Source organism: Acinetobacter nematophilus (assembly GCF_026344175.1).
Taxonomy (GTDB): Bacteria; Pseudomonadota; Gammaproteobacteria; order Pseudomonadales; family Moraxellaceae; genus Acinetobacter; species Acinetobacter nematophilus.
This window is the reverse complement of record NZ_JAPKMY010000009.1, coordinates 100,603-113,822: the sequence shown is the minus strand read 5'-3', so window position 1 is coordinate 113,822 and position 13,220 is coordinate 100,603. Positions and strand designations below refer to the sequence as shown.

At 38.1% G+C, this 13,220-nt stretch carries 14 protein-coding genes; 2 read left to right on the top strand and 12 right to left on the bottom strand.

What is annotated here, in order from left to right; all coding sequences use genetic code 11:
• Positions 1-138 precede the first annotated feature (138 nt).
• Positions 139-561 carry a DUF4259 domain-containing protein gene (locus OSH00_RS15650; RefSeq protein WP_266131212.1) on the top strand — a complete coding sequence of 141 codons (423 nt, stop codon included), beginning with the start codon at positions 139-141 and terminating at the stop codon, positions 559-561.
• 30 nt (positions 562-591) lie between these two features.
• Here the strand turns inward: OSH00_RS15650 and dnaB are convergent, their stop codons facing one another.
• From dnaB to rpsF, 4 genes are all read right to left on the bottom strand, one after another.
• Positions 592-2,037 (bottom strand): replicative DNA helicase, encoded by a 1,446-nt coding sequence (gene dnaB / locus OSH00_RS15645; RefSeq protein WP_196076967.1) that lies wholly within the window; start codon positions 2,035-2,037, stop codon positions 592-594.
• Between the two features lie 211 nt (positions 2,038-2,248).
• Positions 2,249-2,695, bottom strand: a complete 447-nt coding sequence (gene rplI / locus OSH00_RS15640; protein ID WP_004824427.1) for a 50S ribosomal protein L9 — start codon at positions 2,693-2,695, stop codon at positions 2,249-2,251.
• A gap of 9 nt (positions 2,696-2,704) precedes the next feature.
• Positions 2,705-2,932, bottom strand: a complete 228-nt coding sequence (rpsR, locus tag OSH00_RS15635) for a 30S ribosomal protein S18 (RefSeq protein ID WP_004719336.1) — start codon at positions 2,930-2,932, stop codon at positions 2,705-2,707.
• An 11-nt stretch (positions 2,933-2,943) separates the two neighbouring features.
• On the bottom strand, positions 2,944-3,330 hold the full coding sequence (gene rpsF, locus OSH00_RS15630; RefSeq protein WP_004824425.1) for a 30S ribosomal protein S6: 387 nt from the start codon (positions 3,328-3,330) through the stop codon (positions 2,944-2,946).
• Between the two features lie 261 nt (positions 3,331-3,591).
• Between rpsF and OSH00_RS15625 the strand changes: the two genes are divergently transcribed.
• The gene (locus OSH00_RS15625) at positions 3,592-4,077 is read left to right on the top strand and encodes a hypothetical protein (protein WP_266131211.1); all 486 of its coding nucleotides are present in this window, start codon (positions 3,592-3,594) and stop codon (positions 4,075-4,077) included.
• A gap of 65 nt (positions 4,078-4,142) precedes the next feature.
• On the opposite strand, the gene OSH00_RS15620 is transcribed toward OSH00_RS15625, so the two are convergent.
• From OSH00_RS15620 to OSH00_RS15585, 8 genes are all read right to left on the bottom strand, one after another.
• Positions 4,143-4,892 (bottom strand): DUF3142 domain-containing protein, encoded by a 750-nt coding sequence (locus OSH00_RS15620; protein ID WP_266131210.1) that lies wholly within the window; start codon positions 4,890-4,892, stop codon positions 4,143-4,145.
• A 7-nt stretch (positions 4,893-4,899) separates the two neighbouring features.
• Positions 4,900-7,032, bottom strand: coding sequence for a PA5441 family protein (locus tag OSH00_RS15615; protein WP_266131209.1), 2,133 nt, complete (start codon positions 7,030-7,032; stop codon positions 4,900-4,902).
• 84 nt (positions 7,033-7,116) lie between these two features.
• Positions 7,117-7,995 carry a heme o synthase gene (gene cyoE / locus OSH00_RS15610; RefSeq protein ID WP_266131208.1) on the bottom strand — a complete coding sequence of 293 codons (879 nt, stop codon included), beginning with the start codon at positions 7,993-7,995 and terminating at the stop codon, positions 7,117-7,119.
• Positions 7,996-8,001: 6 nt separating this feature from the next.
• Positions 8,002-8,328 carry a cytochrome o ubiquinol oxidase subunit IV gene (gene cyoD, locus OSH00_RS15605; protein WP_026040388.1) on the bottom strand — a complete coding sequence of 109 codons (327 nt, stop codon included), beginning with the start codon at positions 8,326-8,328 and terminating at the stop codon, positions 8,002-8,004.
• Positions 8,325-8,945: a cytochrome o ubiquinol oxidase subunit III gene (gene cyoC, locus OSH00_RS15600; RefSeq protein WP_196076435.1), complete on the bottom strand. Its 621-nt coding sequence runs from the start codon at positions 8,943-8,945 to the stop codon at positions 8,325-8,327. The genes cyoD and cyoC overlap by 4 nt, the downstream gene beginning before the upstream one ends.
• A gap of 4 nt (positions 8,946-8,949) precedes the next feature.
• Entirely contained in the window at positions 8,950-10,941 is a 1,992-nt protein-coding gene (cyoB, locus tag OSH00_RS15595; protein ID WP_004824415.1) for a cytochrome o ubiquinol oxidase subunit I, read from the bottom strand.
• 3 nt (positions 10,942-10,944) lie between these two features.
• Positions 10,945-12,009: a ubiquinol oxidase subunit II gene (gene cyoA / locus OSH00_RS15590; protein WP_266131207.1), complete on the bottom strand. Its 1,065-nt coding sequence runs from the start codon at positions 12,007-12,009 to the stop codon at positions 10,945-10,947.
• Between the two features lie 294 nt (positions 12,010-12,303).
• Positions 12,304-13,080: an RDD family protein gene (locus OSH00_RS15585; protein WP_266131206.1), complete on the bottom strand. Its 777-nt coding sequence runs from the start codon at positions 13,078-13,080 to the stop codon at positions 12,304-12,306.
• Between the last annotated feature and the right edge of the window lie 140 nt (positions 13,081-13,220).

Genomic DNA, 13,220 nt, shown 5'->3' with positions numbered 1-13,220 from the left:
GTTTTTAATGGGTTATTGATTTTGTATCGATAAAATTCTTGTACTTTTGGCTAAACATAATTTGTAAAAATATTGATCTTTATTTTTTTTACAAAATCGTACATTTTATATTCAGCTTCATGATTAAGGTAGACGTGTATGGGAACATGGTCACATGAACCTTTTGGGAATGATACAGCCAGTGATTGGGCATATGAATTCAAAGAGCATGACGGTTATGACGTAATTGAGGATGCGTTTGATCAAATCATCGATATGACCACAGAAGAGTTTATTGATGCTGATCTGGGATGTATTGCCTATGCAGCAGCAGAAGTTTTAGCTAAATCTTTTACAGAGGAGATTGCGGATAACGAATACTTTCCTGAATCTGTAGAAAAATGGTTGGCGCAGAATAAAAATAAGCACAATTATGCCTTGATTCCAAAAGCTTTGCTTGCATTAAATTTATTGACTTCTGAAAGTTCTGAATTGGATGAGCTATGGCAGGATTCAGATGACTATGACGACTGGATCAGAAATATTGATGAATTGAAAGAGACTTTAAAATCCAAGATTTGAGTAAAAGTCTCTTTACGGCTAAGATCAAACTTATTCTTCGTCTTCATACTGAGCATAGTACTCAGGAGATAGGTTACTGAATCGCGTATACTGACCTTCAAAGGCGAGGCGTACTGTACCAATAGGTCCATTACGCTGTTTACCAATGATGATTTCAGCAGTCCCGGCTTCTTTTGATTCTTTGTTATATACCTCATCACGGTAGATAAACATAATTAAATCGGCATCCTGCTCAATCGCACCTGATTCACGTAAGTCTGACATAACTGGGCGTTTGTTTGGACGGTTCTCCAAAGAACGGTTAAGCTGTGATAATGCAATAACAGGGCACATCATTTCTTTAGCAAGCGCTTTTAAGCTTCGTGAAATTTCACCAATCTCACCTACACGGTTATCGCCCATACCGGGCACTTTCATTAACTGTAGATAATCGATCATGATACATCCCAGCTTGCCACCATGTTGTTTGGCAATACGCCGTGCACGGGCACGGACCTCTGTTGGCGGGAGTGCAGAAGAGTCATCGATATAGAGGTGCTTTTCTTGAAGCTGTAAAATTGTACCAGTCACTTTAGACCATTCATCACCATCCAGTTTTCCTGAACGTAAATGTCCTTGATGGACTTTACCGTAAGCTGAGATCAAGCGCATTGCAATGGAATCTGCTGGCATTTCCATTGAGAAAACCAATGCTGGTAAATCACAGTTGAACAAAACACTTTCAACCAGATTCATGGCAAATGTGGTTTTCCCCATGGACGGACGAGCTGCGACAATAATCATATCTCCGGGTTGCATACCTGAAGTTTTATTGTCTAGCTCCATAAAACCTGTGGTTAAACCTGTGATATTGCCGTCCAGTTGCGATAGTTCATTTAATTTATCAAATACGTCAGCAACTACGGAAGTAATTGCTTTAGGACCTTGTGCCTTAGCATTATTGTTATGTTGTTCTGCAATAGAGAAAATATTGGTCTCAGCAAGATCTAAAATTTCACTGACATCACGGCCTTTGGTGTCATATGCATTTTGCAGAATCTCATTACCGACCTTAATCATATTTCTTAAAGTCGCAAATTCCTTAATTTTCCCAGCATAGGTTTCTAAGTTATAAAAACTTGAAGGGGAATCCGCCATCAATTGCATCAAATATTCTTCACCACCGATAGCATCTAGTAAATTTTGTTTAATTAACCAATCATTGACTAAAACTGCATCATAGGGAGAACTTTCTTGAGCAAGTTTCTCGATTGCACGAAAGATATATTTATGGCGCGTTGCGTAAAAATCATTTTCATTTAAAGTATCGCTGACTTGTTCAAAAGACTCAGCGACAGTCATTAATGCAGCAAGTACAGCTTGTTCAATTGCCAGATTATGGGGTGGCGTACGAAATTCTTTTAACTGTGCATTGTCTTTATTTTTTGCATCAGCATTAAAAGAATTCTGTTGAGCTGTGGCGGTTGCCTGAGACATATAAGACCTTGATTTTAAATCGTACGAAAACGTGATTAACGTGATGTATGGATATACTAGAGTATTCACTTATCTTAATGCAAAATGCGAAAAGTATCTAACAGTAATACCGATAAGCCAGGGATGTGTAGAGTAAAAGACTTTGATAAAAGTCAAAATTTAAAGATAAAAAAAGAGCATACAAAAGTATGCTCTTTTTTTTGGTCGGAAATTACTCAGATACGATTGTAACGAGAACTTCAGCAACAACATCATGATGCAATTGGATTGCGATGTTGAATTCACCAGTGTGACGAAGCGCACCGTTCGGTAAACGAACTTCTGCACGGTCTACAACAAGACCAGCATTTGTTAACGCGTCAGCGATGTCACGAGTACCGATTGAACCAAATAGTTTACCTTCATCACCCGCTTTCGCAGTAATAACGATATTCACTTCGTTCAATTGATCAGCACGTGCTTGAGCAGCAGCTAAAACTTCAGCTTCAGCTTTCTCAAGTTCTGCACGACGAGCTTCAAAAGCAGCAGTGTTTGCTTCAGTCGCAGCAACTGCTTTACCTTGAGGGATTAAGTAGTTACGGCCGTAACCAGCTTTAACTGATACTTTATCGCCTAATTTACCAAGGTTTTTAATGCGTTGTAATAAGATAATATCCACGGCTCAACCTCACTTATGATTGTCAGTGTAAGGAATCAACGCTAAGTAGCGAGCTTGTTTAATAGCAAGCGCCAATTGACGTTGGTAACGAGCTTTAGTACCTGTAATACGGCTAGGAACAATCTTGCCATTTTCAGTGATGTACTGTTTTAAAGTGTCGATATCTTTGTAGTCGATGTACGTAACGTTCTCAGCTGTAAAGCGGCAGAACTTGCGACGACGGTAAAAACGTGCCATTGATGTTCTCCTTATGCTTCAACAGAATCTTGAGCTTGTTGTGCTTCTTCACGTTGAGCTTTACGCGCACGTTTTTCTTCAGCACTCTTAGCAAGTAATGATTCTTCAGTGATTGCGTGTTCACGACGGATAATCACGTTACGAAGGATTGCATCGTTATAACGGAACAATTCTTCTAATTCATTTAGCGTAGTTTGGTTACATTCGATGTTCATCAAAATGTAGTGCGCTTTATGAATTTTGTTAATTGGGTAAGCCAATTGGCGACGGCCCCAATCTTCAAGACGGTGAATTTGACCTTCAGCATCTTTGATGTGAGAAATGTAGCGTTCTACCATTCCCACAACTTGATCGCTTTGGTCTGGGTGTACCAGAATTACGATTTCGTAGTGACGCATTGTCAGCTCCTTACGGTTTATACAGCCCCATTCAAAAAGAATGAAGCAAGGAGTCACAATCTGTAATGCTTTAGACAATAGTTAAAAGCAATAGATTATGCCGCAAAAATTGCGAGCGCCTATTATAGGAAAGTTTGTAAGCAAACACAATTTATTATTCAATTATTTATTGGGAGAGCCCGTAAATATTATACAGAACCAAGATTGAATTTCACGGAGCAATTATTTAGATTAAAAATAATAAAAACATGGATATCCATTATGACAAACTACAGTGCTGAAAAACTTGAAACTATTGAATCTTATATTGAAAATCCTAACCAAGACTTCTATTTCAATGTTTTTGATGGACGTTATGACATTGTCATGGTGGTGGATTGGGGAGAAGAAGATAATGCAATTATTGAATATTGTGAAAAAATTCTAGAAACTGGTCAACTGTCTGCAAAACTTGAAGGTGCTGATAATAAACAGGGATTTACCATTACAATTCAGTTCGGTGAAAAATCATTGCTTATACCTTATCAAGGTAAAGGTGCTGATCGTGATACAACTTTACGAGCACTCAATGAAATTTTACATCCTGAGTATGAAATCCGTTTCAGTAAAGCTTCTGAGGGTTCAGACACATTGGAATTTATCCCACTTCCCCAAGAACTATGGCATCAATTGGATCTTAAATATGCTGAAAGAATGGATGATTTGTTTGCTCGGTTTGAGAACGACTCAGTTTTTTTTGGAAGTTAATTGGGTTACTCAATTAGAAGATAAATTGATTAAAACAAAAACGTGAATTTATGGGTTGGATTAATTTATGATTTATTTTGTCGTAATAAAAACACCACATAGCCCTTAAAGTTTGGATCAGTATCAAATTTAAGTTGCTGATCCCATTTACCATGTTGTACCAAGCCAATTTTATAAGGCAGTTTCAATGTTGAAGCCTTGGTCAAATAAGTCTGATAATTTGGAATAGTCGTAGAGCCTTGATAAGTTTGAATCACCATCTCATCAATATTTTCTCTAAATAGCCTAAGTGTATCTGGATCACGCAGATTGGCCCAATCCATCAAACTGGTGATGCTGAGTTGATAATGCTGTGGTAACTGCTTTCTAAGCTGTTGTAGATATAAGCCATATGCTTTTAAATTTTTAGTTGGTGCATCAAAGTCAATTTGAATACCTTGAATATGATTGCCTGCACTTTCCCACTGTCGAACGCGTTGTAAAATTTTTTCTATTTCAGTGCTTTGCCAATTTAAATGATGATTTCGAAAAACTAACCATACTTTCTGATGTGGAATTTTAACCACAGAAATGCCCTGTTGGATCAAGATAGATTGGTTGGAATTTTTCTCCAGCCTAACTTCACCTTGTAAAATATAGATTTCCTTTGCTTTACTTAAGTAAGGCGCAGACTTGATATTTCCCCAAATCCAAAAGGCATTGTAGTCATTTGCATTGACCTGATCTGAGGCTGTCGCAGATTGACTCGGTTGACATGCCATTAATCCTAAACAACATTGGATTGTCAGTAGAGCCGAGAAAATCTGTTTAAGCATGAATCAGCTACCAATAATATTTTAAAGATTTTGCCCATGTGGTATTTGGATAGTCACGTTTAATCTGTGCGTACCATCGTTTGCGTGTGGATTTTGTAGCGTCTGTGCCACCACAGACATTTATACTACTCGGCGAATAACACATAACAGCGCGATAAAGTGCATAAGCTTGTAACTCACTTTTAGAATTCGATTTAATAATTTCTTTATAAACCTCACCACGACTAAAAGTTTCACCTATAAAGGCATTTTTCGACTGGCTAAAACTTGGACCATAGTAATAGTCACCATAAAAATTTTCTAAAGCACTGCCTTGATTACGCATATATTCGCCTAGGCATAAACGATAAGTTAAATTTTTCGGATTTTTTTCTAAGCCAGCTGTTAAGGCACTTAATTTAGGGCATTTGAGCGTTGGTGTAATTTCATGACCATTCCAAACAAAAACTTCAAAGAGGGGTTCTGACTTATAAGCTTTAATTTTACTGTTGTATGCTTTGTATTCTGAGGCATCTTGAGGTAACCATGTGGTATAGGCTTTGTTGAATACCATATAGTTTTGAGTCATTAAGCTTTTATTTAATAATGTATATAAAGCCAGATTCTTTTTATCTGATGAACTGTCTTTGGCAGTAATAATGCTTTCCAATGCTTTGACATCGGCAATTTGAGTAATGAATGCTTTCTGTAAGCTTGCTTGTTTGATTTTTGAATTATTTCCTAAAAAGGCATTTTGGTTATTGGTGTTTTTATAATGAATCGCTAGGGCGACTTCTGCCAAATTTTTTTGATAAGGATTAGAAGAAATTGCGAATAAATGATTCCAATATTGTTCAACCAGATTCTTATCACTACTTTTTTCAAGAATAACCCCTTTAAGCGTGTATTGGCTGAGTTCTAAATAATTTTGAATGGAATTGATTTTTTGTTCTGGTAAATAATTTAATGCATCTTGTGATTTTTTTTGAATAAAATGTAAATGAACAGCTTGTAAATAACGGAACAGTTCAGGTTGTTCCTTAAATACAGGTTTTTGTGCATTTAACTCAGACCAGCTAATTGGCCGGTACTGCGTAGAATCACTCTGACGCATATGCATAAGATCATAGATGGCTAAAAAGAAAGGATCATTGAGCGTTTTTGCGTTGAAGTTTTCTAAACCAAAGACCTTACGATCTATTTCGGCCGCAAATGTGGACATGTCGAGATTGTAATAATCTGATTTGGGGTGATCCATCTGCCAAATCATCTCTTTAACTAGCGCATCTTGTTGATTGGCAATCCAGTAGCCTCGACGTAAAAGACCTCTGGCACTGGCTACGTATTGACCTTTAGGGTAAAGCTTAAAATAATCAGTAATGCGATTAAAAAAAGTTTTAAGAAGCGATTGATCAACTTTTTGAGTGTCTAAATCGCCGTAAGTTCCTAATGACTGGCTATACAGCTCATTTAATGTAGTGCGGATGAGCATGTATTGAGCTGTTTCTTTTAACCAAGGGTCATTAACTTGGCTTAATGCTGTAAATATTTTAGTTGCTGAGGAATAGTTAGCTTTATAAAATAAAATGATCCCATTTAAATAAGAAGCATACTGTTGAGCGGACTGTGTCCATTGTGCATTGACTTGAATCAGTGGAATTGTTTGTTGACAATCTTTGATCTGATTTCGTTGTTCTAACAAGCTACTTTTTTCGTCTTGAGACATTTTTTTGTGATTTGAAACTTGTTTAAGAAAAACTTCAGCACCAGATTTTAGCGTTATACAGCGCTCATCATAGACGTGATCATTTACATTATAAAAAGCACGTTTGTTTGGGATCTTATTTTCAGATGCTTGAGTTAATTCGGTGGGATAAAAAGGGACTAAGCCACTAGACGTATCCCATAAACTCATTTTATCAACTTCAAATGCTTTGATAGTTGCTAAACCTTTGTCACTTAGCAGTAGCATTATGTTAGTTCTATTGTCGTTGGTTGGATAGAGTACGGGGAGGTTTAATATACGATATTGATGAGTGTTTAGGTCAAAAGTTGGTGATGCGACTTCTTGCGCAGCGCCAGCAAAACCAGAAGTAGGATAAACAACCAAAGGTAAACCGACAAAAAGGACATATTGAAGTATTTTATTTTTAAAAAGCATAAAGTGCTTATCATTATAATAAGGATTTTAATATTTTAATTTTATTTATGCAGATAAAAAAAGATAGAGTAAACTCTATCTTTTTTAAAACAGTGGCAAATGTGGTGCAGGGGAGACGTAACTAAAACTAAAGCTAAAACTGAGCGCTGTAATTAAAATTACTGAATACAAAAAATATTTTCTTGCCCAAACCTGATCATTTTCTGCTTTAAACCCGATAATTGACAAATACAGCCAATAAGCACACAAAGCATTAAACGTGATTAAGAAAAAAATGTTGGTATAGCCAAAACAATATAAACCATTTAAAACCGCAGCAAAAAGTACAACATAAATCAAACTTTCAACTTTGGTTCGAAAAATCGAACGTGCTACAGGTAAAATAGGAATATCTGCATTTTTATAGTCGTCAAAACGATAGATTGCAATTCCCCAAGAATGTGGCATTTGCCAAAGCGCATAAGCTAAAAAAATCAGCAAAGCAGCAATATCAAATTCATTGGAAACAGCAGTATATCCAATTACAGGAGGGCTTGCGCCAGAAATACTCCCAATCACAGTTTGATGAATTGTAGTACGCTTACTCCAAAGACTATAAAAAATCACATACACAACAAAGCCAAGTACAGCAAAGCCAAATGCGTAGGCGTTGACAAAAAACCACAACAAAGCAAAGCCAATTAAACCAAGTACAGCAGAAAAAAATAAAGCAACTGTTGGACTGATGGTCTTTTTGACAAGCGCACGATTCATTGTGCGTTGCATTTTTTGGTCAATGTCTTGGTCAATGACATTATTCACAACACAACCGGAAGCAACAACAAGTGTTGTACCAATGAGTGTGATGAGAAGTAAAAGGAAATCTACTGAACCTTGAGCGGCTAAGAAAAAGCCGCCCAAAGTGGTAACGAAGTTACCAAAGAGAATTCCTGGCTTAGTCAGGAATAGATATTTTTTCAACATGACACCCTAGAGCATCATGTTTGAATGTAAGTAGTTCATGATCCATACAGAACCAATTAAGAGAACTGCAATCGTCAGAATCGTATAGATGAATGCAATCACATTCCAGCGCTGTTCAGAAGATGAGTTCATGTGCAAGAAGAAAATCAACTGTACAAGAACCTGAGCAACAGCGGTGATCGCGATTGTTGCAACAACTGCACCACCAGTCATGCCTTTCATCACCATCCCAAATGGGATGATGGTCAAAACGACAGAAAGGATGAAACCGATCGAGTATTGTTTGATGTTTCCGTGCGAAGCACCAGCAGCATTATGATCATGACTCATTATAAAGCTCCCAGTAAATAAACTACGCTGAATACACAGATCCAAACGATGTCAAGGAAGTGCCAGAACAAGCTTAGGCAAGCAAGACGACGCGTATTAGGTAGTGTCAAACCATATTTCTTGATTTGAACCATCAACACGATCATCCAGACTAAACCAGAAGTTACGTGAATACCGTGCGTACCAACAAGTGTGAAGAACGCAGATAAAAACGCGCTGTGGCTCGGACCATGACCAGCGTGAACTAAATGATTGAACTCATAAAGTTCCATACCGATGAATGTTGCACCAAAGAGCCAAGTGATAATTAACCACATAAGCACTTGGTTGACATTTTTCTTGTAAGAAGCAAGAACCGCAAAACCAAAAGTCACAGAAGAAATCAAGAGAGCAAAAGTTTCTACAAGGACGAAACCTAAAGACTCACCGAATAACTCTTTGGGACTTGGCGTACCAGGCGGAATATGACTGCTTAATACAGCGAACGCGATGAAGAGTGTACCGAATAAAATCAAGTCACTCATCAAGTATGTCCAGAAACCAAAGACGGTGATGTCTGTATCATCGTGATGATGATGTTCATCATGTCCATGGTTGTCGTGATGAAGTACTTCAGCCATATCCTTAGTCCTTCTTCAAGTGTTTTTCAAGTAAAGCATAACGTTCATTTTCGATACGTTCTACTTCAGCAGCAGGTACATAGTAGTCCACTTTTTTAGTGAATGAACTTACGATGAAGCTAATAACAGCACCAAGGAAAGTTACAACGACTAACCACCAGATATGCCAGATTAAAGCAAAGCCCATTGATGTAATGAACAACGCGATAACAAAGCCTGCAGCACGGTCGGTTGGCATATGAATATCTTCATATTTCTCAGGACGTGCATAAGCAACACCGTTTTCTTTGTCATTCCAGAAAGTATCAATGCCATTGATTTTTGGAATTTCAGCAAAGTTATAGAACGGAGCAGGGGAAGAAGTAGACCATTCAAGTACACGACCATCCCATGGATCGCCAGTGTGGTCCATGTTGTCATGGCGTTGTAAGAAACCTACGATGACTTGCATTAAGAAACAAGCAATACCGATAGCGACAAGTACAGCACCAAACAAAGCGATTGCCAGGTACGGATCCCATTCAGGGTTGTCATATGTATTCAAACGACGAGTCATACCCATGAAACCAAGGATATAAAGTGGCATGAATGCAAAATAGAAACCAAAGAACCAGAACCAGAAAGATGCTTTGCCCCAAGTCTCATTTAACTTCCAACCAAACATTTTTGGCCAGTAGAAAGTGATACCTGCGAACATACCGAATACTACACCACCAATAATTACGTTATGGAAGTGAGCGATCAGGAACAATGAGTTGTGTACTAAGAAGTCAGCTGGTGGAACAGCCATTAATACACCAGTTAAACCACCGATACCGAAAGTCACAAGGAAACCAAGTGTCCAGTACATTGGTGATGTAAATGTAATACGACCCTTATACATGGTGAATAACCAAGAGAAGATTTTCACACCAGTAGGAATCGCAATAATCATGGTCATGATACCGAAGAACGCGTTAACGTTGGCACCAGCACCCATGGTAAAGAAGTGGTGTAACCATACGACAAATGCCAGTACAGTAATTGCAATTGTTGCATACACCATAGATTTGTAACCGAATAACGTTTTACGAGAGAACGTTGAAACGATTTCTGAGTAAAGACCAAAAGCAGGCAATACCAAGATATAAACTTCTGGGTGACCCCAAGTCCAAATCAAGTTCACGTAAAGCATTGGGCTACCGCCAAGCTCGTTGGTGAAGAAGTGGAAATCGAAGTAACGGTCCAGTGTTAACATTGCAATAGTTGCTGTTAATACTGGGAACGATGCGATGATCAAAACGGCTGTACAAAGTGCAGTCCAAGTAAAGATCGGCATGTCCATAAGTTTCATACCAGGCGCACGCATTTTAATGATGGTAACAAAGAAGTTAACACCTGTCAGAAGCGTACCTAGACCCGAAACCTGAAGTGCCCAGATATAGTAGTCAACACCAACACCAGGAGAATATTGAATGCCTGAAAGTGGAGGGTAAGCCATCCAACCAGTCGCAGCAAATTCACCTAATACAAGCGAAACCATCATCAAACCAGCAGCACCAGCAAATAACCAGAAACTTACAGAGTTCAATAATGGGAATGCAACGTCACGTGCACCAATTTGAAGTGGTACAGTAATGTTCATCATCCCTACAACTAGACCCATGGCTACGAAGAAGATCATAATTACACCATGTGCGGTGAAGATCTGATCGTAGTGGTCTGGATGTAAATAACCTTCACCGCCACCTTTTGCAAGGAACAGTTGAAGACGCATCATGATTGCATCAGCGAAGCCACGAAGTAGCATCACTACAGATACAAGGATATACATAATACCGATTTTTTTATGGTCTACTGATTTAAACCATACATTCCAGAGATATCCCCATTTTTTGAAATAGGTGATACCGCCTAAAACTGCAATTGCGCCAAGGGCCATAACGACCATTGTCACAAGTACAATAGGCTCTTTAGGGATCGCGTCCCAATTGAGTTTACCTAATAACAAAGACATGTCTTATTCCCCTACAGAAGCAGTTGCATGTTCAGCACCTGCATGTTCAGCACCTGCATGGTCTGCACCATGATAGTTGCTCATGTAAGTGTTGATAATGCTCTTGAACAAGTCAGGCGTAACTGAAGAATAATAAGTCACAGGATGAGGCTTAGTAGGGAATGGACCTTTACGTTCAGCTTCGTGTGCAGCTTTAATTTCTTCTGGCGTATGCGCATTGTTCAGCATTGCTTCAATCTGGTGTTTAGAACGGTCACCATCTTTGAGCGTAGCAAATTCAGTCGCATCAAGTGTAGCTTTTTGGATGGCTTCAGGATTAATTGAAGTACCTTTGCCTGCCTTGATTGCTTCTACCCATGCGTTGAAATCAGCATCAGAAACAGCGTGAGCACGGAAACGCATTTGCGTAAAGCCATAGCCACTATAGTTCGCTGAGAATCCACGGTAGCCTTCTGCTGGACTTGGATGTTCTGCAAGCATATGTAACTTAGTTTGCATACCTGCCATTGCATAAACCTGACCTGCTAACTTAGGAATGAAGAAAGAGTTCATTGTGAAGTTAGAAGTGATTTGAAATTCAATTGGTTTATTGACTGGGAAACGAACTTCGTTAATTGTAGCTATCTGTTGTTCAGGATAGATAAATACCCATTTAAATTGTTCAGCGACAGCTTGAATTTTTAAATGTTCTTCCATCTGACCTTGAGTATTTGTTAATGGTCTGTAAGGATCATACTTATGTGAACCCCACCATGTTAAATACGCAAGAATAGCAATAATAATACACGGGATACCCCATACGACAATTTCAATTGCAGTCGAGTGTGCCCATGTAGGTTTATAGTCTGCATCTTTATTCGACGCGCGATATTTCCAACCAAACCACAATGCCATTAAGATCGAAGGAATTACGACCAAAAGCATTAAGTAGATCGCAGTCATCATCAGGCTACTTTGACCTTCAGCAACTGGACCTTTCGAGTTTAGAAGTACTAAATCACCACCACACCCTGTTAAGAGTGCAGCCATCGCAGATAAAGACAATACAGCTAAAGTCGTTTGTCTCATTTTACAACCTCGGTGAAGAGTCCCATTCCCTATATAAATATGGGATAGCGATTAAAGTGTCGCATGATTGAAAATGACTATTGTTTACAAATAGAAAACATTCTCAATGATCTGACACCGCTACGTTGTAGGGCATTATGCCTCATATCGGCAAACTTAGCTATAGATAGGGCATGAATATATTAATGTAAAAATACCTGATATTTTTAGTCGGAATTATAAAAAAAACAAAAACATAAATTATTATTTTTTCGTGATTTAGTATCAAAAATGGCGGGGTCACCGCCATTTCATTTATTCTGCAAGATCAATCACTTTGGTTTTTGCTAGACGATCATGGAGTGCAAAGTTATTTTTTGAAAAAAACATAAATAAATCAACAATAAATACAATTGCAATAAGTGGAACAATGCTCATCAACTGAGAGAGAATTAGAAATAAAAACGAACGTACAAAAAAGCCTCTGAATGACCCCGGTAGTTCATTGGTATTCACATCAACGATTTGAAGTTTGAATATTTTTTTACCAATCGACTGACCAGACTTAGTAATCATAAAACATTGAATAATCAAGATTGCCAATACGAATATCATTAAACCAATATTGACATAGTTTGGTATGCTTTTACTGATTATTTCAGCGATCTGCATTTGGCTTTCTCTAGAAAATCCGCCTTCAGCAATGTTGACTGCACTTTCAGGCATAAAATAAGCAATCGCAAGAATTTGCGGTAAAAACAATACTGCAAAATCGACGAGTTTTGCTGAAATACGCTTGCCTACAGGTGCAGCTTTAATTGCTTTTTTAGTGGATCTTTCAACTTTTATGTTGGTAATTGCTTGGTTTTGCTGAGCGGGATGTTCAGGTGTAAAAGTTGTCGGTGCAATATAACCAACAGGTTCATAGACAAGTTTACCTTGTGTAAGTTCACCAAGTGCTTTCCATTCAGTCATTCCTTGATGCCAAGCTAAATCAGTTAATAATACCTGCTGGCTCGCAAGCATCTGATTCAGTTGTTCTATTGAATAGGGTCCAGCTTGTTGGTTATTTCTCGCCAAGTAAATTTGCATAAAACTCAATTCTCAAAATAAATCTAAAATACAAAAACAGCAGAGGTTGGCTAAGCAGATCATTAGCCATAGTCATCTACCTTGTAATTCACTATGTATACTCGATTTTTGCTTATATTAATATTAAATTTACACGAAAT